Below are 22,327 nucleotides of genomic sequence, written 5' to 3' on the forward strand. Positions count from 1 at the left end.
TATTTTAATGATTTTATTAGGAAATTTTTTTCTCTAATCGTTTGAAAACAGTTTCAATTCATTTATCATCAGTCTTTTGCAAACATCTCGGGATGCATTTTAACGTTAAGGAGTGTGGAGTGAAGAGCATGCAAAAACCCATGAGAACAATCGTCAGCGCAGCTGTCGTTGCGATGATGGCAAGTAGTATTGCCAACGCGGGGAGCTTTTCCCTGTACACAGAAAGTACTGCTTCAGCCGTAGGGAATTACGCTGCGGGTGTGGCAGCAGAAGCGGCTGATGCGTCAACTGGCTGGTACAACCCAGCAGGTTTGGCACTCATTAGGCAGCAACAAGTGGTTGTCGGTGCTGTAGGCGTATTTCCATCATCTGAATTAACTGGTACAAGTACTTTCAGAACGGTAGGTCTTCCTCCTTTTGTCCAAACGTTTAGTGGAATACAGGGAGCTAAAGATGCCGTAGTTCCTTCCTTTCATTACGCTCTGCCTTTAGGTGAAAATGCAACCTTTGGTTTAAGTATCGTTTCCCCGTTTGGTTTGGTTACTGACTGGGATAAAACCAGCCAGGTTCGTTATGGTGCCACGATCAGCGAATTGATTACTACCAATGTGTCTCCTGAAATTGGTGGCAAATTGACTGAGAACCTTGCTCTGGGTGGTGGTATCGATTTCCAATATGCGCGTGTTAAATTTAATCGCATCCTCGGTGAGCCCGCCTTAATGCAGGCGTTTGGTTTCCCACCAAGTTTTGTGGACTCAATGAGTTACAACAAGGGTGACTCGTTTGGTATCGGTTTCCACGCTGGTGTGTTAACCATGTTTAATGATAACCACACTCGCATTGGTTTAAATTACCAGTCACAGATGAAGCATAAATTTAATGGATACAGCCGGTTGGGCGGTCGTTATGCGTCACCTGGGTTTAACGTTATAAACCCGTTTTCAGTAGCAACGGCGACTCCAAATAACACGATATGGAGCAATAATCTATCCAGTAATGACATCGATCTTCCGGAAATTGTTACCTTAAGTGCTTATCAAGATGTTAATGAGAAATTAGCTCTCTTAGGGTCAGTGGTTTATACGGGCTGGCATTCTCTAAGAACTATTCAGCTAAATAACGCACTTACTTCCGCGCCAGTACTGGGTGTGGTCAAGGTTATTTCTGCTTCTATTGAAGATTATGACAATGCTTGGCGTTTTGCACTCGGGGCTAACTACCATGTGAATGAGCAGTTAATGTTACGTGTTGGCGGTGGTTATGATCAGACTCCAACCACTAATCTGCATCGTAGCATCCGTATCCCCGATTCTGATCGATGGGCATTATCTATTGGTGCGCATTATCAATTAAAGCCAGAAATCGGTCTTGATGTAGGGTATACACACCTCTTTGCTACCGGTGATCGCCGAATCAACAGAACTGATCCTGTTAGTTCCTTCAGTACTTACAATATTAATTCTGATATTGATGCACACGCAGATTTGGTTGGTATTCAAGCTGTCTGGACTATTGATAAGCCAGTTCCGGTTGCTACGAAGTAATAGTATAAAGCTAAAAAAAGCCACGCATTGCGTGGCTTTTTTATTTTAATCTTTGGTAATAGTCGCTTCGCCCGGGCCATTCACTTTTATGGTATAACCATTAGCGCGAATTTCTGAGGGTGTGATAACACCTGACTCGATGTTCAAATTTAACCAGCCTAGGTTTACTGGGTTTGGAGTATTCGTTGCCATTTTAATTAATGCGCCGCAGTTTCCTCCTGTAATGTGTCCGAAGCAAATCATTCTGACTACTGCCCAATGAACTTTACCATCACTATTCGCTTTAGTAGGTTGATGAGAGTCAATAGTGCCATCAATATAGGCGTTTGACTCTACATTCGTTCTGTTATGGATAATCAAATAAGTTGGACTTGCAAAAACTGCGCTAGTAGCGAGACTTAAAGCTGCAACAGACAAACCTTTGAACAATCGATTCATATCTTTACTCCGTAATTAAAAATTGGTTTTTTTTCAAGCGGTCAGGAGGAAATAGGCCGCTCTTTTTTTATTATTACCATCGTTTACAACGAATTCTGTGCGGGTTTACTATAGGGTAATGCTTGGTTAGTGACAACCCTTTATCAGACTTCTTTTGAAACTCTACTGCATTGGGACATCGCTTCGTCGATCCGGTGCTCGAATCCTCATGTACTGACGTGTACATTGCAGTTCTGCGTGCCGTTTCTCCTTGCGCTGTCCGCACTGCAGCGAGTTTCACAAGAAGTCTATTTTTATACGCTACTGCATTGGGGCATCGCTTCGTCGATCCGGTGCTCGCATCCTCATGTACGGACATGTACATTGCGGTTCTGCGCGCCGTTTCTCCTTGCGCTGCCCGCACTGCAGCGAGTTTCGCAAGAAGTCTATTTTTTGTTTAATATGCGAGCAATATCTTTGGCAAAATAGGAAATAATTAAATCTGCCCCAGCACGTTTAATAGCAAGCAAACTCTCTATCATGGCTTGTTCTTCATTAATTAAACCTTGAGCTGCTGCATTTTTTAGCATGGAATATTCACCACTGACTTGATAGGCGGCCAAAGGAATTTCAGGATAATGTTGTTTGAGCCGAAAAATGACATCGAGATAGTTCATTGCTGGTTTAACCATCAATAAATCAGCCCCTTCCTCCAAATCAAGAGCGGCTTCTCGTAAGGCTTCATGGCCATTAGCCGGATTCATTTGATAGGTTTTTCTATCGCCAAACTGAGGTGCTCCTTGCGCTGCCTCGCGGAATGGACCATAGAAACTTGAGCTGTATTTAACTGCATAACTTAGGATTGCTGTATTAAGATGGCCAGCCTCATCCAAAGCCTGGCGAATCGCTGTTACCATGCCATCTGTCATGCTGCTTGGGGCTACCCAGTCGGCGCCGGCATCGGCATGGCTGACTGCCTGCTGGCTTAATGAGGTCAAGGTTGCATCGTTATCTATCTGCTCACCATGTAAAATACCGCAATGACCATGACTGGTGTACTCACAAAAACAGACATCGGTAATAATCAAAATCTCCTTATTGACATTGCGGATAGTCCGTATGGCTTGTTGAATGATGCCGTCTGCCATGAGAGAAGCACTGCCTTCGGCATCTTTATGTGCTGGAATACCAAAGAGTAATACTGCAGGAACGCCCAGGGCTGAGAGCTCTTCAATTTCTTGTGGTAAGCAATTGAGTGTTAATTGAAATTGCCCAGGCATTGATTTAATTTCCTTTTTCTCAGTGATAGTCTCACTGATGAATAAAGGAGCGATGAATTGTTGAGGGTGTAAATGCGTTTCCTGTAGCATGGCACGCACAGCCGGGTTGCGGCGCATTCGCTTTAAACGTAGGGGAAGTTGATAATTGGTCATCCTATTATTCCTTGCGACGTGTGTATAAGATATCAATCCCGCTTGCAGTAAGACTGGCATTGACTTGGATACTAAAAAATTTATTGAGCAAATAGGTTAGTGTGAGGACGTTACTATCTGATTGTGCCAAACCAAAGTTATAACTTAGATATAAACGTTTGGACAATGATTTTCCTACAATGACCGATTTTTTCTCGATAGTTTGCTTGGTGTCGTAATTATACTTCGAATTCGTTTCGTAATTGAAATCTAATCCCAAGGTTTGTTTTACCTGGTCAATCATTTGTAATCCTCCTGTCCCTGAATCAAGATTCATAGAGGATATTGCTGCAAGTAATAATTGACCTCCACTCTTATTAGCACGATCAATTGGTTTTCCTAGAATGAGTAGAGACAAAATATCTGCTTGCTGCAACGTAGGGGGGTTAGAAAATAGTGCTACTTTAGGTGCATTCAATCGTCCAGTGACCTCAATTCCTACGGTTGTTTTACTACCGAAATCCACCGTCTTTACATTGGTTGCATTAAAATCGAGTAATTCATTTGAACCTGCAAACGCGCTATTTGCGTTGGTGAATTGGCGGACGGCTCGTACATGAATGCCAGGATTATCAATTAAACCACCCGTGAACAGTAGTTGACCTTGTTTAATTGTCAAATCTTGTCCATAAGCTTTGTACTGACCATCACGAATATTTAATTCACCGCTGGCAGTCAAAGGGCCTTGCGGGAGTTGGCGCAGACGAATAGCACCCGTAAGAAAACCACGTAAGCCTTGTACACCAATAGCAACGTCGCTCCCCATTTCAACACGGACATCGGTATCAAGATGTAAAGGATTGAGAGGCGGTTGTTCTTCACCTACAAAAACCGCATCCCCAGTTAAGCTAACTGAATTACTAAAGGATTGGGGTTTAATCTGGGCCTGAGGGATGAGGAGGGTACCTTTCATAGCCAGTGATGTCGGAGTAAATTCGAAGTTTAGGTTAGGGGAGACATTAATTTGATATTCCGGTGTATTAATTATGGGGAAACTGTCCCCCCTAAGGGTTATTGTACCTCTAACAGCGGGTGAAAAAACACCGTTACCTTTTAAGGTTAATGGTCTGCCATTTGAAACAACAGAGCCTTGTGTCTCCCAGCGTTGTGCCTGACTTTGAACTTTAATTTGTACGGGATTGAGCTCAAGGCCTTGTTTGGGTAACGAAAACCTGGCTTTTTCCATTTGGATAAGTCCATCAATAACCGGTTTAGCAATTGTGCCTTTCGCATTTAGAATGGCATGGAGTTGTCCTTCTGCTTTACTAATCTCTTTATTTAAATTGCTAAGAAAAGCCAGTGAATTAACGTCTAGACGGAGAGAGCCCCGCAGGCTTTGGTCATTTGCCAAACCTTTGTGCAACTGAAATTGTGGTAATTCAAGATTAAGAACTACTTGCTTGTGTGGATCAATCGTTAATTTGCCGTTGAGAAGTAAATGTTGCGGATTTAAACGTACACGAAATTCGCCACCGGTAAATGGCAGGCTCGATAGCAAGCTGTCATCTGGTAATTGATAGCTGCCTGGGCGAACACTGATTAGGGCTTCTCCCTTTGTTGCACTGCTTAACGAAGCTTTTGCAGTAATTGAGGTTTTTAAGCCAGCTAAATCAGGATGTAGTTGTTGCAGTTGAGGGAGGCTGGCAGTTGCCTGTAATTGATAAGGCGCTTTTCCCGATAGTCGTAATTGATTAGCACCCAAGGTAATTTTGCCCTTTAACTGTTGATTTTGATAATGGAGGGCTGCTTTCAATAAATTGTCGCGGTAGCGGGCAGTTAAGTCGCTCTTGAGGGATAAATGGTCAAGGGAATCGCCGGCAAACGCTGTGCTAAATTTCAATTGCCGTAACGAGGATAGCGGATTTACCTCAGGATCGAAGGATTGCGCTGTCATGTGGCCCTGAATTTTGGGGCTATTCAGCACATTATAAACGCAGTTAAAATCAATACGGCCTTGTGCTGATTTCATCGTACTCACCGCATTAATGCTGTGTGGAGTAATTTTGCCATTTACTTCCCATTCTGCAGGTAACGGGGAATTAAGAGTCGATTTGAGGCTCAGTGTTAAGTCCCCTAGCGAACCATCGACATGAATTTCCCCTTTGCTGCTCTCCAGACTATATTCTTTATGAAGCGGCCACAAGAGCTCATGCCATTGCGCAGTGGTGTGTATTTCGTAACCATTTCTTAGTGTGCCATTGAGTGTAAGTTGGGCGGGATTAGTGAGCTCACCATGCCAATGATAAAGAAAAAAATCACCACCTAAATCAAGTTTGCCCTCCAAGGGAAATGTTTTATTGGCAGACTTAAATTGCAATGCGGCTGACGCGGTAAAGGGCGGTTGTGGTTGCAGTTGGGCTTCAGCAATAATAGCAATTTGATTTAGGTTCATTGCCAGTTTTTTAAGTTTCCATTGCTTGCTTGTTAGCCTGGCTTGCAAATTGATCGCATCGATTTGATGGATCATGCCGGCTTGGGTAATCTTTGTTTGCTTGATAAAAGCGTTTTTGACAGACAGGGCAAATGGTAATTGTGGTAATTGAGTGTTAGCATTCTCAGCGCCATCCTTCCGGGGAGATAAATCAACCGTTAAACTATCGGCGTTTAGATGTTCGATAGTAATTTGATGGTGAAACAGGGCGCTTACTTGCCATTTTAACTTGAAATTGCTGAGTTCCACTGCAAATTGTTGATGCTGATAGCGCAAATGTTTAAACGAAAGATGATCAATTAAACGTCCTTGTAATTGCTCAAAATGAAGTTGGCCGGGCAAAAAGATAGTTGCCAGTTTGGCAGTGACGTAGAGTCCTGGGGTAGTTGTTACAAGGAAAATGAACAGACTAATCACCAGGATAAGAAGCAAAAACAAGCTATAGAATGTGGATCGCAGTGCAGTAATAAGGAAACGCATTTATAAATCAGGCCCCATGCTTACGACAAACCTTGGTTTCCATCCTTTAATCCGATTAAAATGGTTATCCACCGCTTGTGCGAAACCTATTTTAATTGGTCCAACGGGTGATACCCACATTAAACCAATCCCTACATCATTTTGTAAACGTTTCAAACTTGGCATATAGACATCACCACTGTCTAAAAAACCTGTAAGATACCATTTGTCCACGGTTTCTTTCTGAATTTCAATGCCGCCATAACTGAGAATTTTCCCAGGACCAAGCGAGTTATAGCTATAGGCTTTCAGGTTATCGGCTCCCCCAAGTAGCAGTGCCAGGGATAAAGGTAATTCATTGATGTTTGAAATTTGGGTTATCCCTTGAATAGTATGAAAATAAAAGCGTGTGCGTAGGGCCGGCAAGGTGAGCGCAGCCTTGGCGTTAATTGATGCCTGCGCAAAGCTGACTTCCGATAAGATAGCTCTACTAGCTGCCAAACCATTGATTGTCACATTATAACCACTGGGGGAAAAAAGTTTGTCAGTCGTTTTAGACCAGGTGAACGTTGCACGTGGATATACACTGAGTTTTTCAATTTTAGGTGCACTGGTATAGTGGAAGCGTTCATACAAACCATTAATAGACAATATTCGTTGAAAATCAGATAAAGTATGTTGTTGCGCGATTGAGGTTAGTACGGAATCACTATAACCGGCGTTATAGTTCATGTTCGCTAAATTGGTACTGATATTGTATTGATCAGTTACTGGATTTTGTCCTGGAATAATATACTGTGCTTGCAGCGAGCTTTCATTATAAGCACCTATACCTACGACATTAAATTTATGACCGGCCCGGTTTACGGGGACAACGTGAAAGCCCGCACGGCCTCGTATGCCCGTATCAGTACCGTAGCCAAGGCCTAATGAATAATTAATGCGATCTGCGCGTTGCAGATGAACATCAACAGGAATATAGCGCTGACCATTCACTTGCGGTTTGATTGTCACATTGCTGAAATAACCGCTATCAACCAAATAGTTATTTAACGTCAATAGTTGTTCTGTTGTATAGGGTTGGCCATAGTGAAAGGGGAGATAGCGGTTGAGCAATTCCGGCGAGATGTAAGTGGGATCAAATTTTACCTGCCCAAAATAATACTGTGGACCTGTATTAAATAACAAAATAATCTGGGCATTATACCGATTTAGATCGATTAGAATTTCAGCTTTTTCGAATGATGAGTGTAGATAACCCTGATTTTCCGCAGCACCAACGAGACGTTGTTTGGCATCTTCATACTGGGCGCTATCCAAGGGCTTACCTTCCTTGAAAGGGAAGTCTTGTATTAGCTTGGTTAACTCCGAATTATGTGCCCCCTCCCCTCGAATTGACACCTGCACCTTGGTAACAAGCATCTGTGGCCCGGGTATAATTGCAATGTGTAAAGGTTGTCTGCTTATGTGAATTTGTGGTTTAAAATACCCATAGGGCTGCATCGCTTTGGCAATGTGCAAACGAAGTTCTGCATCCGTTTCCTGGCTCAGTGAAATGGTTTCATTCAGTTCACTTAAGCGTAATTGGATGTTACTTAATAATTTCCCTTTCACACCACGAATATTAAATGGATTCTTATTACTGCTGGCCCCAAGGAGCAAGGGCAATCCTGTCAGAAGCAATAGAATGAGACCTATTTTTTTATTCATAAAGCGATAACATATTACCTCAGTAGACTTCTTTCGATGCCAGTATTTTCAGTATTCGAGTCCCGTAGTTACAAGGCAGGTTCTAAATTTTGAAAAAAATCTAATCTGTGATTTCGTTTACCTCCAATGCTTTTAGACGATAGACCAATTCGAGTGCTTCACGAGCTGAAAGATTATCGGCATCAATTTTCGCTAACTCACTCAGTACAGGTGGCAAGGGTTTCACTGTAATTGCAGGGGCTGGTTGTTGAGGGGACTGTTGTTGAACCAGATCCAAATGAGTAGTAGCAAGATGCAAAACTTCGGCGGGAATGCCGGCAAGTTGCGCTACTTCGAGGCCATAGCTGCGATTGGCAGGGCCTTCTTCTACCCGATATAAAAAAACAATACGGCCTGTTGCCAATGTGGCTTGTAAATGAATATTTCTGATGCGATCCATTTGTTCAGGTAACTGGGTTAATTCAAAATAATGAGTAGAAAACAAACTGTAGGCCTTGACAGTGCCAGCCAGATAGATACAGGTTGCGTAGGCCAAGGCCATCCCATCATAAGTACTGGTTCCCCGGCCTATTTCATCAATAAGGACAAGGCTTTTAGACGTTGCCTGGCGAAGGATATGGGCTGTTTCAGTCATCTCGACCATGAAGGTAGAGCGTCCTGAGGCCAGATCATCACTAGCTCCAATGCGTGTGAAAATCTTATCGATAGGACCTATTTGTACCTGCCTGGCCGGCACATAACTCCCTAGATGTGCGAGCAAGACAATTAAAGCATTTTGGCGCATGTAGGTCGATTTACCTCCCATATTAGGGCCGGTAATCAAGAGCATATTTTGTTTATCATCCAGCTCTAAATCATTGGCAATGAATTGCTGTTGCAGAACTTGTTCAACCACCGGATGGCGTCCGGCATGAATGTGAATGCCGGGTTTGCTAACTAATTCTGGGCAGCACCATTTCAGGCTTTGTGCTCGTTCAGCAAAATTATTGAGTACATCAAGTTGGGCAATTGCCTGTGCCAATTGAGAGAGTGAAGTAATGTATTGTTGTATTTCTTCGAGTAAATTTTCATACAGCCATTTTTCTCTTGCCAGGGCTTTGACTTCTGCGGATAAGACTTTTTCTTCAAATAACTTTAATTCCGGCGTGATATAGCGCTCAACATTTTTCAACGTCTGTTTACGTTGATAATTAGCCGGGGCTTTGTCTGCCTGATTGCGTGATAACTCAATGTAATAGCCTTGCACGCGATTATAGCCAAATTTGAGCGACGAGAGCCCGGAACGGTTTTTCTCGTCATTTTCCAAGGCAATAAGTTTTTCCGCAGCATGGTTGTTTAAGGTTCTTAATTCATCGAGTTCTTCATCAAAACCCGTAGCAATCACTCCACCATCACGAATTAACATGGGTGGATTATCGACAAGCGCCGCAGTTAAGAGGTTGAGTAATACTGGCTGCGTAACTAATTGTCCTGCCAGTGTTTGTGTTAAGGAAGCCTTGCTTTGGGCAACTATTGCATGCAATTCGGGTAAGAGAGCCAAAGTCTGCCGCAATTGCACCAGATCACGAGGTCTGGCTGATTTGAGCGCAATACGGGAGACAATTCTTTCTACATCACAGAGTTGTCGTAAGAGTGGGTGTAATAGAGTATCTTGTTTTTTCTCAATCAGTTCTTTTACTGCTTGCTGACGTTGCTGGATTGCACCATGTTGACTCAGGGGCCTGCCAAGCCAGCGCTTTAGTAAACGACTACCCATCGCGCAGGCTGTGTAATCAAGAACGGCGAGCAAGCTATTTTCTCGTCCTCCTTGATAATTTTCAAATAATTCTAAATGCTTTTGTGTGGAAGCATCTAATTGCAAATAATCACTATTTTGTTCCAGCGTTATACTGGTTAAATGCGGTAAAGCCTGGCGTTGCGTCGCTTCTAGATAAGCCAATAAACAGCCTGCCGCGGGGAAGGCATTGCCATATTCTTTTTCGCCAAAAGCACTCAAATCGCTAACTGCAAATTGCTCACATAGACGTTGACGGGCTCGTTCGGGGGCAAAATCCCATGCCGGGCGAATTTTTACCCGCTCATTATTACGTAGGCAATTGATAGCAGTGGCATCTTGCAGCAGAATTTCTACTGGTTGCAGACGATTGATTTCAGCAATAAGTTGTTCTTCATCGGCTACTTGTAACAAGTGAAAACGGCCGCCACTTAAATCGACCCAAGCCAGGCCATATTGTTTAGCCTGAGGGTGAATGGCAAGTAATATATTGTCTCGTCGCGCATCGAGAAGCGCCTCATCCGTTACTGTTCCTGGTGTGATAATACGGGTGACCTGGCGCTCAACAGGGCCTTTGCTCGTAGCTGGATCCCCAATTTGCTCACAAATGGCGACAGATTCGCCTTTTTTTAATAAGCGTGCCAGATAATTTTCAACTGCGTGATAAGGAACACCAGCCATTGGTATTGGTTTATCGGCCGATTGCCCTCGATGAGTTAAGGTGAGATCGAGCAGTTGCGCTGCGCGTTTGGCATCATCATAAAAAAGCTCATAAAAATCACCCATGCGATAAAGGAGAAGCATATCAGGGTAATCGGCTTTGATGCGTAAATATTGCTGCATCATGGGAGTATGGCTAACAGACATGACACTCTGGGGGCGATAAGTTTGTGGAGATTCTAGCAAAAGCCCTCACACAAGTCAGTAAACTTGGCGTTTTATCCAGACTAAGAGCATCTTGCGAATGGATATTCCAATTTTGGACTTGATTGGGTTTTAATTTGTACTATACTATAGCAAGCGGGAGGTATTATGCGTGCGACCCAATTAATAAATAATCTGAAAGATCCAATTAAAGAAATTAAGATAATAAGAGAGGGTGTTTCACCAGAACTTATTGAGCATTTTCTTAATGAATGGTCTTTTTTTGTGAAAGATATCCTTAATAGTTTGCAAATTCCCAAATCAACTTATTTTGCAAAAAAAAGAACCCATGCTCTTCTGGACCCATCTACAACTGAAAAGTTTTTAAGATTAATTTCTGTAGCGCAACTAGCAAAAGAAGTTATAGGCAAAAATGAAGCAAAGAATTGGCTTTATAGACCAATTCCATCATTAGGAGATCAGGCTCCTATGGATTTGTTAGATACTGAAGTCGGTCATCGGCTCGTTGAGCAAACATTAATGCAAATTAAATATGGAATATATGGTTAATGACATTATGGTATCGTGCTACACAGAGTGAGAGTGTTGGGCAGGTATTCTCCGGAGAAGGCGGGATATATGTTTCAGGGCGATGGAGCTATAAGGGTAGAAAGGTAATCTATTGTTCTCAGTCTATTTCGTTATGTACGTTAGAATGGTTGGCTCACCACGGTTTAACTGTTTCGGGGTATAGCTATTATAGATTTTCTATAGAAATTCCTGAAAAATTAACCTTCTATGCAGATATTTCAGATTTACCTAAAGAGTGGAATTTATGTCCTGCATCAGATGAAACAAGAGAATTTGCTGAAATTCATTTGTTTAATCAAGAAAAATATCTGGCCCTTGCAGTTCCTTCAGTAATGGTTCATGAAGAAAAAAATCTGATCATTAATCCAATGCATCCAAATTTTCTTCAAGCTGTAAAAAGTGTCAGGTCACTAGGTAAATTTGTTGCTCCCGCCAGAAATAATTAAGTAAATGTCTTGTTAGGAAACGATCAAACTGAAATTAGTACAATGATTTGCTAATTAAGGTAAAATTGGCCATTATGCTAGGCGAACTTTTATATGACATTTTTTCAGCAATGGAGAGCCTGGCCTATGAAATTTGATGCCCTTGTGCTTGGCGGCGGAATTGTTGGTGTATCGGTTGCCACGCATTTACAAATGCGCGGACGTTCTGTTGCCTTGGTGGATCTGAAATTTCCAGGAAGTGAAACGTCGTTTGGCAATGCCGGACTAATTCAGCGTGAAGGTGTGTATCCTTATGCTTTCCCAAGGGATATTGGTTCCCTGATTAAATATGCTTTGAACCGCTCACCGGAGGCCAGATATCACCTAACTTCCTTACTAAAACTGGCACCTTTCCTATGGAAATACTGGTTTCACTCTCACCCATCCCGCCACGCCGAGATTGCTCGCTCTTATGCTACGTTAATCCAATATAGTTTATCGGAACATCATTCGCTGGCTGAGGCAGCAGGTGCTAAACATTTGTTTCGATCCGGGGGATGGCTTAAGGTTTTTCGTAGTGCAAAAAAGCAGGATGTTGAAACAAGGTTTGCTGAAAAATGCCTGGCCGAGCATGGTGCCAAATTTGAGGAATTGAATGCCGAGACTTTACGCCAAATTGAACCTGATCTTGACCAGTCTTTGTTAGGCGCCCTTCGTTATACGCAGTCTGAGGCGGTCAGTGACCCTGGTGCGTTGGTTGCTGCTTATGCAAAGCACTTTGAGCGTATTGGCGGGCGCTTTTTCTTTGGCGATGCCTGCAAGCTATCTGATCAGTGGACACTCAAGACAGAGCAGGGCGAGATTAAAGCAGATTCTGCTGTGATTAGCTTAGGACCGTGGTCGGATATATTGAGTGCTCGATTTGGCTATCGGTTCCCACTAGCTGTTAAGCGTGGATACCATATGCATTATGATATGAAACCGGATGCATGCCTCAATCACCCGGTTTTGGATGTGGAAAATGGCTATGTTATGGCTCCGATGACACGCGGAATCCGGCTAACGACGGGCGCTGAATTTGCGCCTCGTGACTCGCGAAAGACGCCAGTACAACTTAATTGTGTAGAGCCTATTGCACGTACGCTTTTCCCTATTACCAAACGACTTGAAGAAAAACCGTGGATGGGCTGCCGCCCATGTACCCCGGATATGCTTCCCATTATTGGCCAGGCTCCTCGCCATAAAGGACTATGGTTTGCTTTTGGGCATGCCCATCATGGGCTAACGTTGGGTCCTGTGACTGGGCGTCTGGTTGCCGAGATGATGACGGGTTCCGATTTGATAACGAATCCCTTACCATTTAGTGCTAATCGTTTTGGCTAATGATTTTTGGATGTTTGTAGAATTTCGGAAAATTTATACATTCCTAAATTCACACTATAGTATTTATAAGCGAACTAATGTTAGATAATTATGAAACGTAATTGGGATATGATTAGAAATATTCTCTTCAAAGTGGAAGAGCTTTCACCTAATGCACTGTTGACATTAGACAGTTTTCCTATGGATGAACACAACGAAATTTCCTACCATTTGGAAATACTGGAAGAAGCGGGATTAATCAAAGGCAAAATCCATAAAACGCCTGGTGGTTCTCCGCATGGGTTCCATTTAATTCGCCTTAGCTGGCTTGGGCATGATTTTTTGGAGTGTATTCGTTCCGATGCGGTATGGAAACAAATAAACGATCAGCTTGGTTCCAAAAAAGTAGGAATGAGTATTGAAAACATTATGATGATATCTCAAGGTATTTCAAAAAGATTGTTATCTTAATAATCATTTTCCCCTCGGATTAATCACCTTATAGCCATGCAGCATTAAAAGGCCAGTTTTAATTGCTGCCAATAAAGGTTGTAGAGTGCCAAAGTCTCTTCACCAACATCGCGTTGAAAGTGGCCGCGCTTAAGTGTTTCGGCTGAGGGGTAGACAACCTTATTTTCACTCACTGATTTAGGTAATAATTCGCGTCCTTTCGCATTGGTAATCGCATGCCCTTCGGCGAGTGCAATTTTCGCACTGGTTTCAGCCTGGAGCATGAAATTAATAAATTGATAGGCTTCATCAGGATGCGGCGGGCTAAGAGGCATTGCCAAACAATCAACCCAAATTACAAAGCCCTCCTTTGGATAAACAAAGTCAATTTTGTTATTTTCTGCATGAGCTTTAAAAGCATCACCATTCCAGGCAGAGCCGGCTATGGCATCTTCATCGATCATAATTGCCTGAATACTGTCACTGGCAAATAATTTGATATTAGGAACCAGCGCCAGCAGGCGTTGATAGGCCGCCTCAATGTGTTTGGGATCGCTATCATTAGGATTAAATCCGAGGCTCATCAAGGCAATAGCAAACACTTCTCGCGAGTCATCGAGCAACATCAATTGTCGGCGCCAACGACTTTGCCAGAGGGTATTCCAGCTACGCGGTGTCATTTTGACGAAGTCTCGATTGAAAAAGATGCCCGTAGCCCCCCAAATTAAAGGTACGCTATAACGGTTGCCTGGATCATAGTTATTATTGGTAAAGCGTTCATCCAAATTGGCAAGATTAGGTAAACGAGCTTGATCAAGTGGTGTGAGCATACCTTGTCTTTGCATGCGCTCAACATAATAAGCAGAGGGAAGGATGACATCATAAATACTTTTGCCACTTGCTTTTAATTTGGCATACATCGTTTCATTACTGTCATAGGTAGAAAAATTAACCCTAATCCCTGTTTGTTGTTCAAATTGTTGTATTACCTTTTTGGGAATTTCTCCTCCCCAGACATAGACATTGACCACTTTATTGGCATGGGCAGAAAAAGAAGCCGATATCATTAGAAGAAAAAAGCGTAGAATTTTTTTCATACTGATTTACCCGATAAGCGATGTGAAATGATAACTAATACCATCGATATCAGCAGAGTAATTGTACATAAGGCATTCAGCTCCGGGGTTACCCCTGCTCTAACCAAGGAATAAATGGTGAGAGGTAAGATATTAAAATCAGGGCCAGCAACAAAATAGCTGATAATGACATCATCGAACGATAGAGTGAAACAAAGCAAAAAGGCACTTAAAACGCCTGGCCATAATAAGGGCAGCAGAATTTTAGTTAAGGCAATCCAACGGCTGGCCCCTAAATCCAGAGCACTGAAATAGATATTGGGATCAAGGGTATGAATGCGGCTGTTGATGGTTAACACCACAAAAGGAATGCAGAACGTGATATGTGCAATTAATAAGCTTGAAAAACCTAAAGGAATATTGCTGGCATTAAAAAATAAAAGCAAGGCGACACCAAGAACCAAATCCGGAATAATAATCAACAATAATAATAAGGCATATAGGAAATGGCTGTGCTTACTGCGAAAGAGAAACAAATGGACACAGGTTAGTACACCTATCGTAGTGGCTGCAATGGATGCGCCGAGTCCTAATATAATGGAATGTAGAAAAGAAGACCATAAACCGCGATCATGAAAAAGTTCTATATACCAGCGTAAGGAGAAGCCATGCCATTGCAGGGAAAACTTGGTGTTATTGATTGAATAAACGATCAAAACCAGGATAGGAAAATAAAGTATGAGATAAACAAGACTCAAAAATGTTTTTTGCGCCAAGGCCTTCAATGCAATACCTCCTTACTCTGGCGACGATAAATAATTAATAAAATCAGTAAAAGGACTGTTAATACCACCGAGGTTGCTGAGCCCTGCGGCCAATTCTCTAACACCAGAAACTGATCTTGAATTAAATTACCTAACAAAATAGAGCGAGCCCCTCCCAGTACGTTAGGGATGTAAAACAAAGTCATTGCGGGTAATAGCACCAATAAGCAGCCTGCAATAATACCGCTGGCGGTATTGGGTAAGAACACGCGAAAAAAGATAGCCCATTTATTGGCTCCTAAATCTTTCGCTGCTTCAATCAGTTTGAAATCAAAACGCTCCATGTTGGTAAAAATAGGTAAGACCATAAAAGGAAATAAGTTATAAACCAGCCCACTGATAACTGCAAAATTAGAGTATAGTAACGCGAGTGGGGTATCGATCAAATGTAATTGCAACAGAATGGCGTTGATAATTCCTTTGGACTTGAGTATGGCAATTAGGGAGTAAGTACGTACAAGTGAGCTCGTCCAAAAGGGAATAATAATCAATAATAACAATAATGATTGATGTTTTGATTTAACCAGTAAATAGCTAAAAGGGTAGGCAATAAGTAAGCAGCATCCCGTGGTAACTAAAGCAATCAATAAGGAACGAAAAAAAATCTTGGCAAAGACAGGGGTTAGTAGGGCTGTGTAATTGTTTAATGTAAAGGGTAAGTTCACCAGATGGCTGCTATCTCGCGATAAAAAACTGGCTATCAAGACCAAACCTAAGGGAATAAAGCTAAAAATGAATAGCCAGGTATAAGTCAAGTAAAGAGAAGGTGATTTAACTTTCATCTTAATCCTCAGCACCAAGATTATTGATGTTCATAAGGTAATAGAACTTCCCAGCCGGGTAACCACTCGACCCAAACCGTTTCATTTGCCACATATTCCAGCTTATCATCGTCCTCATCAAAAAATTCCGATGCGTTGATGATTTTGCCAGAGGGTAGTTCTACTTTGAGATCAACGGTAGACCCTTTATAGACAATATCGACAATCCTTCCTGGCAGCATTTCTTGCGTATCTTCTACTTCATTAAGACTCCACACCCGAATATCCTCAGGTCGAATGATGAGGTGTGCTCTATCACCTGGTTGAAATCGGGCTGTGTTTTTACAACGTAGTGTGACCGATTCAATTTTGGTGAGTAAGTCTTGCTCTTCCAACGCATCAACAGTGATATCGAAAATATTGGCTTCACCAATAAACATTGCCACATGAAGATTGCTTGGGGTTTCATACACTTCTCTTGGTGTACCGATTTGTTCAATATGGCCGTGGTTAAAGATAACAATTCTATCCGACATGGACAGGGCTTCTTCCTGATCATGGGTGACAAAAATAAAGGTCATCTTTAACGCTTTTTGCAATTGCTTAAGTTCATATTGCATGTCTTTGCGTAAGCGATAATCCAGCGAGCTTAATGGTTCATCAAGCAGTAACACTTGCGGTCGATTGATCACTGCGCGAGCAATTGCGACACGTTGTTGCTGACCGCCACTTAATTGTTTGATGTTACGTTCAGCAAAGGCTTCTAGCTGCACCAGACGCAGGGTTTCTGTAACTCGCTGCGCAATTTCACTTTCCTTAACCCGTTTACAACGCAAGGCAAAGGCGACATTTTCATAAACGGTTAAATGGGGAAATAAAGCATAACTTTGAAAAACGGTATGAACATCACGCTTTTGTGGTGGTAACAAATTAACGCATTGGCCATTAATATAAATAGCGCCAGCTGTAGGCTGCTCAAAGCCTGAGATCAAACGCAGCAGGGTAGTTTTTCCACAGCCGGAGGGACCAAGCAGGGTCAGGAATTCGCCGTTATATACTGATAAAGAAATATTATTCAGTATCTTAGCACCACCATAGACTTTATCGATCTGCTTAATTTCTATAAGAGGGGTGTTGTTCATGCTTGCGCCGCACTAAATAGAAGAATTATGCGGTTTGCAGGATAGCTTGTCCAGTCTATTGGCTCTTTTACATGCAGGTGAGAATCGGGTGATTCCCATCTGCGCGAGTCAGGCAATGTAGTTTTGGATGCCGTGCATAAAGCACGACAGGTTGACAGATTATTGCCAGCTTGAAATAGGTTGATAGGGTGGTTCCCCACTACAAGTTTGGGAGATACCTCCGTTATTGCAAATAACGAGTCCCGTTTCATCTGTGGAGAAAACCCCGCCTTGCCATAAACAGCAACCTTGCAATTTTTGTAAATCCATCACCGCATGTCGAGTACAATAGCAGGATGAGAAATAGCCATTGTTACACACATAGCGGCCTGCTGAAGAATCGCAGTAATTAATACCACCCATATCACCACAGCATACAGTTTTGGCACAGCTTGGTATGTAAGGTTGGTCGTATCTACATCGAGGATCATTGGGGGAAATAATCTCGGCGTTTACAGAGAAAGTAAGGAAAAAAAAGGTGATGGCAAGCAGACAACACTTTAGGCGCATGAGGGATCCCATCAATTAATATTTTTCTAGCATACCATAGGTACGGAATTAAAAAGAAGTTATCTTCTTGATCTAACAATGACATTATTTTTGAGGACTCATTGAATTGTAAGGTTGGGGAACAAGAAGAATGATTCATTGAAAGCCTGGTTGCATGCAACCAGGCATTATATTTCAATGCAATGGAAGGTAATGCCCTATCAGCCAATTCTTCATCCGTGGAAGAAATAACTGCCATCCTGGGTGAGGAAAGCTGTGCTCCTTGAAGCAATCTATGAGAAGCTAGTCTTCTACCGAATCAAGCATCGGGATCGTTTTTTCTAATTCTTGCATGTCCAATTCCACCGATTCAATTTTTTGAAAACGTTGGGTAATTTTTTTTGCCGAAGTACTGACTTCACTGACATCCTGATGAGCAAGATCAATATGTTTGGATAATTTGTCCATCCGTTTGTCAAAACGTTGGAAATCATCGGCCAAGGCATGCAAATGTTTCTGGATAATATGGATTTGTTTACGGGTAGCATCGTCTTTTAAAACAGCCCTTGCTGTCGTTAAGACAGCCATTAAGGTGTTGGGTGAAACAAGCCAGACTTTCAAGCGTTGGGCGAGGGCAATCACTTCTGGGTAGTTGGCGTGAATTTCAGCAAAAATGGCTTCGGCAGGAATAAACATGACTGCGCCATCGGTGGTTTCATTAGGGATAATGTATTTTTCAGCGATGTCTTTGATATGTTTTTGCAAATCTTGACGAAATTGTTGCTGCAATGATTTTCGCTCTACGGAGGTCGCATCCGTAATCATCAGCTTTTGGAAAGTTTCCAATGGAAATTTGGCATCGATGACAACATTGCCTGTCGGCTCAGGCAGGAACAAAATACAATCCGCTCTTTTTTGATTGCTCAGCGTGTGTTGCATTCGATAGTGGGTGCTGGGAATCATATTGGCAATCAACGTTGATAATTGGACTTCACCAAAAGCACCGCGTGCCCGTTTGTCTACCAGGACATCTTGTAAACTGACCACATGGCTAGATAACTCCGTAATTTTTTTCTGTGCTTCATCAATAATGGTCAAGCGCTTAACGACATCAGTGAACGTTGAGGATGTTTTCTCAAAGCCTTCGGTTAATTTATGGTTCACTTGCTGGGTGAGGCTATGAAGATGATTGCGTATTTCTTCTGTCAACGTTTGCAGATGAGAGGAAAGCGAACTGGCATGCTGTTTAAAGCTATGGCTCATTTGTTCCCTGACATCGGTCATTTGTCGTTGTACAATGTCACTGATTAATTGCTGGCTCGTTAACTGGCCCTGCATAATTTTTTCGCTAATACTATGCTGACTCGCTTGATAACCTTGCTGCAATTCAAGATGCAACTGATGCAATTGGTTAGTGAACAGTTGCTGCGTTTTATCGAGCTGGGTTTCAATGTTTTGACGCTGTTGGTATTGACGACGGATAAGCCACAATAAAAGACAGAATTGGAGGGCAATCGCTATGGCGATGCCCTCAAGCAATGGAAAGTCAGCAAAATAAGCCATTATTCCCCTAGTTTAGTGAGTGCGATTGGCGTATTGAATTCAAAAACCTGTTTTAATTGCCCCAAATCGGTTAAATGAACATAGCCAAGATAATAGGGAGCTTTATAATTGCTTTTTAGCTCGGAATCAAATGAAAAATCCAAATCATGCAGGCCGGCAGTTAGCCAAGCGGCAGTTTGGGCTGTTTGCATGGGGTGTATTTTTCCTGCTTTATCACTGCCATAAAGAACGACTTGCAAGGCATAGCGGCTATCAGTAGCTGCTTCAACGCGCGCAGAAAAAGCTAGCGGGGCAGTTCCTGCTTTTTTGATTTCCCGAATTGCTGCAGAGGGAATGATATAAGAAAATGCAGAGTGGCCTTGTCGCTTAACGGTTTGCGCGTTAAGTGTTGCAGTCGTTTTGACTTCCACATACCAATTTCCTCCCTGGCTATCTTTATCGCATAGGAGGGTTGCATGTCCTTCGTAGTTTTCATCTTCTATTTTTTCCAGATTTAAAGGAATGGTATCCCCATTGGCATTGACTAAAGAGGCATCAATGGCATCGATACGATAGTGTTGCTCTTCATCTTGAAAAGAAATGGTAGCCACTAATTCATCCCCATATTGATAGTGGGCTTTGTCAGTCTTGACGTGTAAATAGGTTTTTGCATCCTTATCAAAAACATGGATAAGGTAGCCTTCATTATCTTTTAACGTGGGTGTAGAACTACTTAAGACAAATTCCCCGGCCCCTAATTCCGGTTTTAATTGTAAGAGAATTAGATCGCGGCCATTAAAGATAGTATTTTGTAGCGCTTCTTCTTTGGAAAACAAGGCAGAGGCTTCAATCAGGGTCAAATCAACCCCCTTACTATTTTTAATGCGAAAGTCAGGTTTGGCAGGTAATTTTCGATTTAGAGGCGTAATACGAATGATGGCGCCAGGCGCCTGTGTGTTGATAACAACCCCTTTTTTTAATTCTCCAAAGGTTGTTTTTATCTTGTATTTACGACTTTTTTGTTGATGCTTTGTTTTATGCCCTAAAGGATTATTGTTGGTTGGCCAACTTGTACTGAGAGTCTCTCGCGGGAGACTTTCACAACGCTGGCAATCATAGGGTTTGAGTGCTTGTTGCGGGAAGGTCATTGCCTGCGCCTGTAGTGCTCCCAATAGTGTTAAAATAAATAGCTGACCTCTCATTGAATTGCTCCTTGTGCAAATAGTGCTTTCCGTAGAATATCGTCCAAACCAAAGCATGAATGGCGACTTTGATTATGGCTCAAGGGGGTTTGTTGTTTCGTTTTTTGCCAATCATAAAACCAGAAAAGACCGGCGGTCATTTGTGAATCACAATCCAAGAAACCATCTGAGCAGTCATCCAGATAATGTTGGGTGATTTTTAATGCCGCATTCAATAAATATTGATTGCAATAGCTTTCCTTGTCTAACGGTGAGGCATTAACATCGGAGCCGACAATAACATGAAAAGGAATTGGTAAAGAGGGCCGTCCTTTACTACCAAATAACATTTCATCATTAAAGAGCGCCATATCACCAACGCGCTGTTGCTTCACGGAATCATTGCGGTAACCGAGTAGCCAGGCTACTTCGTCCTCAAAGCCGTTGCCATCGATTGCTTCGTCAGCTAATGGTGTACCGCCACTGGATGGTGCAATAGCAATGACATGATGGATTTTTTTAGACAAAAGCATGAAACGCGGATCATAGGTGGGATTGGAAAGGATCCAGCGCATGACATTTGCACCATTGGAATGGGTATAAACCGTCAAATGTTTAATTTGTTTTTCATGAACAAATTCGAGTAATTGGCTAGCCAGGCATCCTGCCGCTTCTTCATGCCACATGTAATGGCTAAAATCGCAATGAACAATGTAGTGGTTTGCTGGATTGGGAAGCGCTGAAGCCAGTGAATTGATAAAACTCCTTTTCCAATAACCACCATCTGCATCTTCGCGATGGTCATTGGTGCCATGTACAAAAGCAATACCCATATTCCTATCTGGCGTTTCCGAGCAAGCTCCAAAAGAAACCAGAAAAAGAAAAAAACAGACAAAAAAACGCGGGAAGTCCATTTCATCATCCTTGTTTAAAAGTCAATCACACCCATCTATAACACACTCATCTGCCTTACAGCAAGATTAAAAAATAACAATAAAATTTAACACGTTAAATGTCGAATTATTGGCTTTTTACGTCGTAATTGTCATTCCATTGGCAAGAAAAAATAAGGATGTCTCCAGGGATTGAGAACTGTGCGTAAATTAGGGTGGTCTTCCTTGATTATATTATTTTTCAAATGTTACCTAACATAGGGCAGTACCCCTGCAGATGTAATGGTTACCGCAAAAGCAAAGTGCCTGCGATGCTTACAACCAGGGTTTGAGATTGGTTGCAAGCAGGGTTTGAGATTGGTTGCAAGCAGGACAGGTTGGCATTTAACCCCGATTCACTGCAAAATAAGTTTCTATCCCGGGGGGCGCCTATATGGTTTTCTTTTAGGGATGAGAGGGCGATCTTTAACGCCTCCAGAAACATTTTTTAAATCATCGGGTTTAATTTTGCTGGGTTTTTTTGACTCTTCAATCTGCTTTTTGGTTATCTTGGACATCAGAATCTCCTGAAAAGTAGGTATTTCTATTATAGCAACTGCAGGTTGAATGCCTTGCCCAACAGGGTATTGCGCTCAGAAAATTTTTGATTTCAGTGCTTTTTAGCAGAACACGAGCAAGACATAACTTTTGTTACTGGTGCAGTGAGTATTGGAAACGCCAGTGGTCTTTAAGCGATTTATTTGCGTAAAAAGCTAACAAAACCGAATGGTCACGTAGTCAGCATAGGGAAAATATGCCGTTTCATACGAGGGAAACGTTGAAAAAAGGAATACAAATGAAATACCATGAGGTCAGCCATCATTGTCTCCTTCGAAGATGAT

Annotated in this window: 19 protein-coding genes; 5 read left to right on the forward strand and 14 right to left on the reverse strand. The window is 42.3% G+C overall.

Features of this window, described 5'->3' with window-relative positions; all coding sequences use genetic code 11:
- Positions 1-119 precede the first annotated feature (119 nt).
- Positions 120-1,544, forward strand: a complete 1,425-nt coding sequence (locus tag Lfee_RS02405; protein ID WP_058443693.1) for an OmpP1/FadL family transporter — start codon at positions 120-122, stop codon at positions 1,542-1,544.
- 45 nt (positions 1,545-1,589) lie between these two features.
- Here the strand turns inward: Lfee_RS02405 and Lfee_RS02410 are convergent, their stop codons facing one another.
- The 5 genes from Lfee_RS02410 to mutS all read right to left on the reverse strand — a co-directional run bounded on the left by Lfee_RS02410 (position 1,590) and on the right by mutS (position 10,674).
- Entirely contained in the window at positions 1,590-1,982 is a 393-nt protein-coding gene (locus Lfee_RS02410; protein ID WP_058443694.1) for a hypothetical protein, read from the reverse strand.
- 425 nt (positions 1,983-2,407) lie between these two features.
- Entirely contained in the window at positions 2,408-3,394 is a 987-nt protein-coding gene (gene hemB, locus Lfee_RS02420; RefSeq protein WP_058443696.1) for a porphobilinogen synthase, read from the reverse strand.
- A 4-nt stretch (positions 3,395-3,398) separates the two neighbouring features.
- Positions 3,399-6,344, reverse strand: coding sequence for a translocation/assembly module TamB domain-containing protein (locus Lfee_RS02425; protein WP_058443697.1), 2,946 nt, complete (start codon positions 6,342-6,344; stop codon positions 3,399-3,401).
- Complete coding sequence (locus tag Lfee_RS02430; RefSeq protein WP_058443698.1) at positions 6,345-8,033, reverse strand: autotransporter assembly complex protein TamA; 1,689 nt, start codon at positions 8,031-8,033, stop codon at positions 6,345-6,347.
- A gap of 100 nt (positions 8,034-8,133) precedes the next feature.
- Positions 8,134-10,674: a DNA mismatch repair protein MutS gene (gene mutS, locus Lfee_RS02435; protein ID WP_058443699.1), complete on the reverse strand. Its 2,541-nt coding sequence runs from the start codon at positions 10,672-10,674 to the stop codon at positions 8,134-8,136.
- Positions 10,675-10,839: 165 nt separating this feature from the next.
- On the opposite strand from mutS, the gene Lfee_RS02440 reads away from it, so the two are divergent.
- From Lfee_RS02440 to Lfee_RS02455, 4 genes are all read left to right on the forward strand, one after another.
- Entirely contained in the window at positions 10,840-11,241 is a 402-nt protein-coding gene (locus Lfee_RS02440; RefSeq protein WP_058443700.1) for an antitoxin Xre/MbcA/ParS toxin-binding domain-containing protein, read from the forward strand.
- Positions 11,241-11,708, forward strand: coding sequence for an RES family NAD+ phosphorylase (locus Lfee_RS02445; protein ID WP_058443701.1), 468 nt, complete (start codon positions 11,241-11,243; stop codon positions 11,706-11,708). Before Lfee_RS02440 ends, Lfee_RS02445 begins: the two co-directional genes overlap by 1 nt.
- Positions 11,709-11,834: 126 nt before the next feature.
- Positions 11,835-13,070, forward strand: coding sequence for an NAD(P)/FAD-dependent oxidoreductase (locus Lfee_RS02450; RefSeq protein ID WP_058443755.1), 1,236 nt, complete (start codon positions 11,835-11,837; stop codon positions 13,068-13,070).
- Positions 13,071-13,160: 90 nt separating this feature from the next.
- Entirely contained in the window at positions 13,161-13,520 is a 360-nt protein-coding gene (locus tag Lfee_RS02455) for a DUF2513 domain-containing protein (protein ID WP_058443702.1), read from the forward strand.
- A 44-nt stretch (positions 13,521-13,564) separates the two neighbouring features.
- Here Lfee_RS02455 and Lfee_RS02460 read toward each other — a convergent pair whose 3' ends face one another.
- From Lfee_RS02460 to Lfee_RS16875, 9 genes are all read right to left on the reverse strand, one after another.
- Positions 13,565-14,596, reverse strand: coding sequence for an ABC transporter substrate-binding protein (locus Lfee_RS02460; protein WP_058443703.1), 1,032 nt, complete (start codon positions 14,594-14,596; stop codon positions 13,565-13,567).
- Positions 14,593-15,360 (reverse strand): ABC transporter permease subunit, encoded by a 768-nt coding sequence (locus Lfee_RS02465; protein WP_058443704.1) that lies wholly within the window; start codon positions 15,358-15,360, stop codon positions 14,593-14,595. Before Lfee_RS02465 ends, Lfee_RS02460 begins: the two co-directional genes overlap by 4 nt.
- Positions 15,357-16,181 (reverse strand): ABC transporter permease, encoded by an 825-nt coding sequence (locus Lfee_RS02470; RefSeq protein WP_058443705.1) that lies wholly within the window; start codon positions 16,179-16,181, stop codon positions 15,357-15,359. The genes Lfee_RS02465 and Lfee_RS02470 overlap by 4 nt, the downstream gene beginning before the upstream one ends.
- Positions 16,182-16,201: 20 nt before the next feature.
- Positions 16,202-17,302 (reverse strand): spermidine/putrescine ABC transporter ATP-binding protein PotA, encoded by a 1,101-nt coding sequence (gene potA, locus Lfee_RS02475; protein WP_058443706.1) that lies wholly within the window; start codon positions 17,300-17,302, stop codon positions 16,202-16,204.
- A gap of 159 nt (positions 17,303-17,461) precedes the next feature.
- Positions 17,462-17,851: a hypothetical protein gene (locus Lfee_RS02480; RefSeq protein ID WP_082646549.1), complete on the reverse strand. Its 390-nt coding sequence runs from the start codon at positions 17,849-17,851 to the stop codon at positions 17,462-17,464.
- Between the two features lie 282 nt (positions 17,852-18,133).
- Positions 18,134-19,393 carry a DNA recombination protein RmuC gene (locus Lfee_RS02485; protein ID WP_058443707.1) on the reverse strand — a complete coding sequence of 420 codons (1,260 nt, stop codon included), beginning with the start codon at positions 19,391-19,393 and terminating at the stop codon, positions 18,134-18,136.
- A complete protein-coding gene (locus tag Lfee_RS02490; RefSeq protein ID WP_058443708.1) occupies positions 19,393-20,574 on the reverse strand; it encodes a DUF4785 domain-containing protein in 1,182 nt (393 codons plus the stop codon). The genes Lfee_RS02485 and Lfee_RS02490 overlap by 1 nt, the downstream gene beginning before the upstream one ends.
- A complete protein-coding gene (locus tag Lfee_RS02495; RefSeq protein WP_058443709.1) occupies positions 20,571-21,467 on the reverse strand; it encodes a hypothetical protein in 897 nt (298 codons plus the stop codon). The genes Lfee_RS02490 and Lfee_RS02495 overlap by 4 nt, the downstream gene beginning before the upstream one ends.
- A gap of 392 nt (positions 21,468-21,859) precedes the next feature.
- Positions 21,860-22,003: a hypothetical protein gene (locus Lfee_RS16875; protein WP_156413351.1), complete on the reverse strand. Its 144-nt coding sequence runs from the start codon at positions 22,001-22,003 to the stop codon at positions 21,860-21,862.
- Positions 22,004-22,327 lie beyond the last annotated feature (324 nt).

This window comes from Legionella feeleii, assembly GCF_001467625.1.
Taxonomy (GTDB): Bacteria; Pseudomonadota; Gammaproteobacteria; order Legionellales; family Legionellaceae; genus Tatlockia; species Tatlockia feeleii.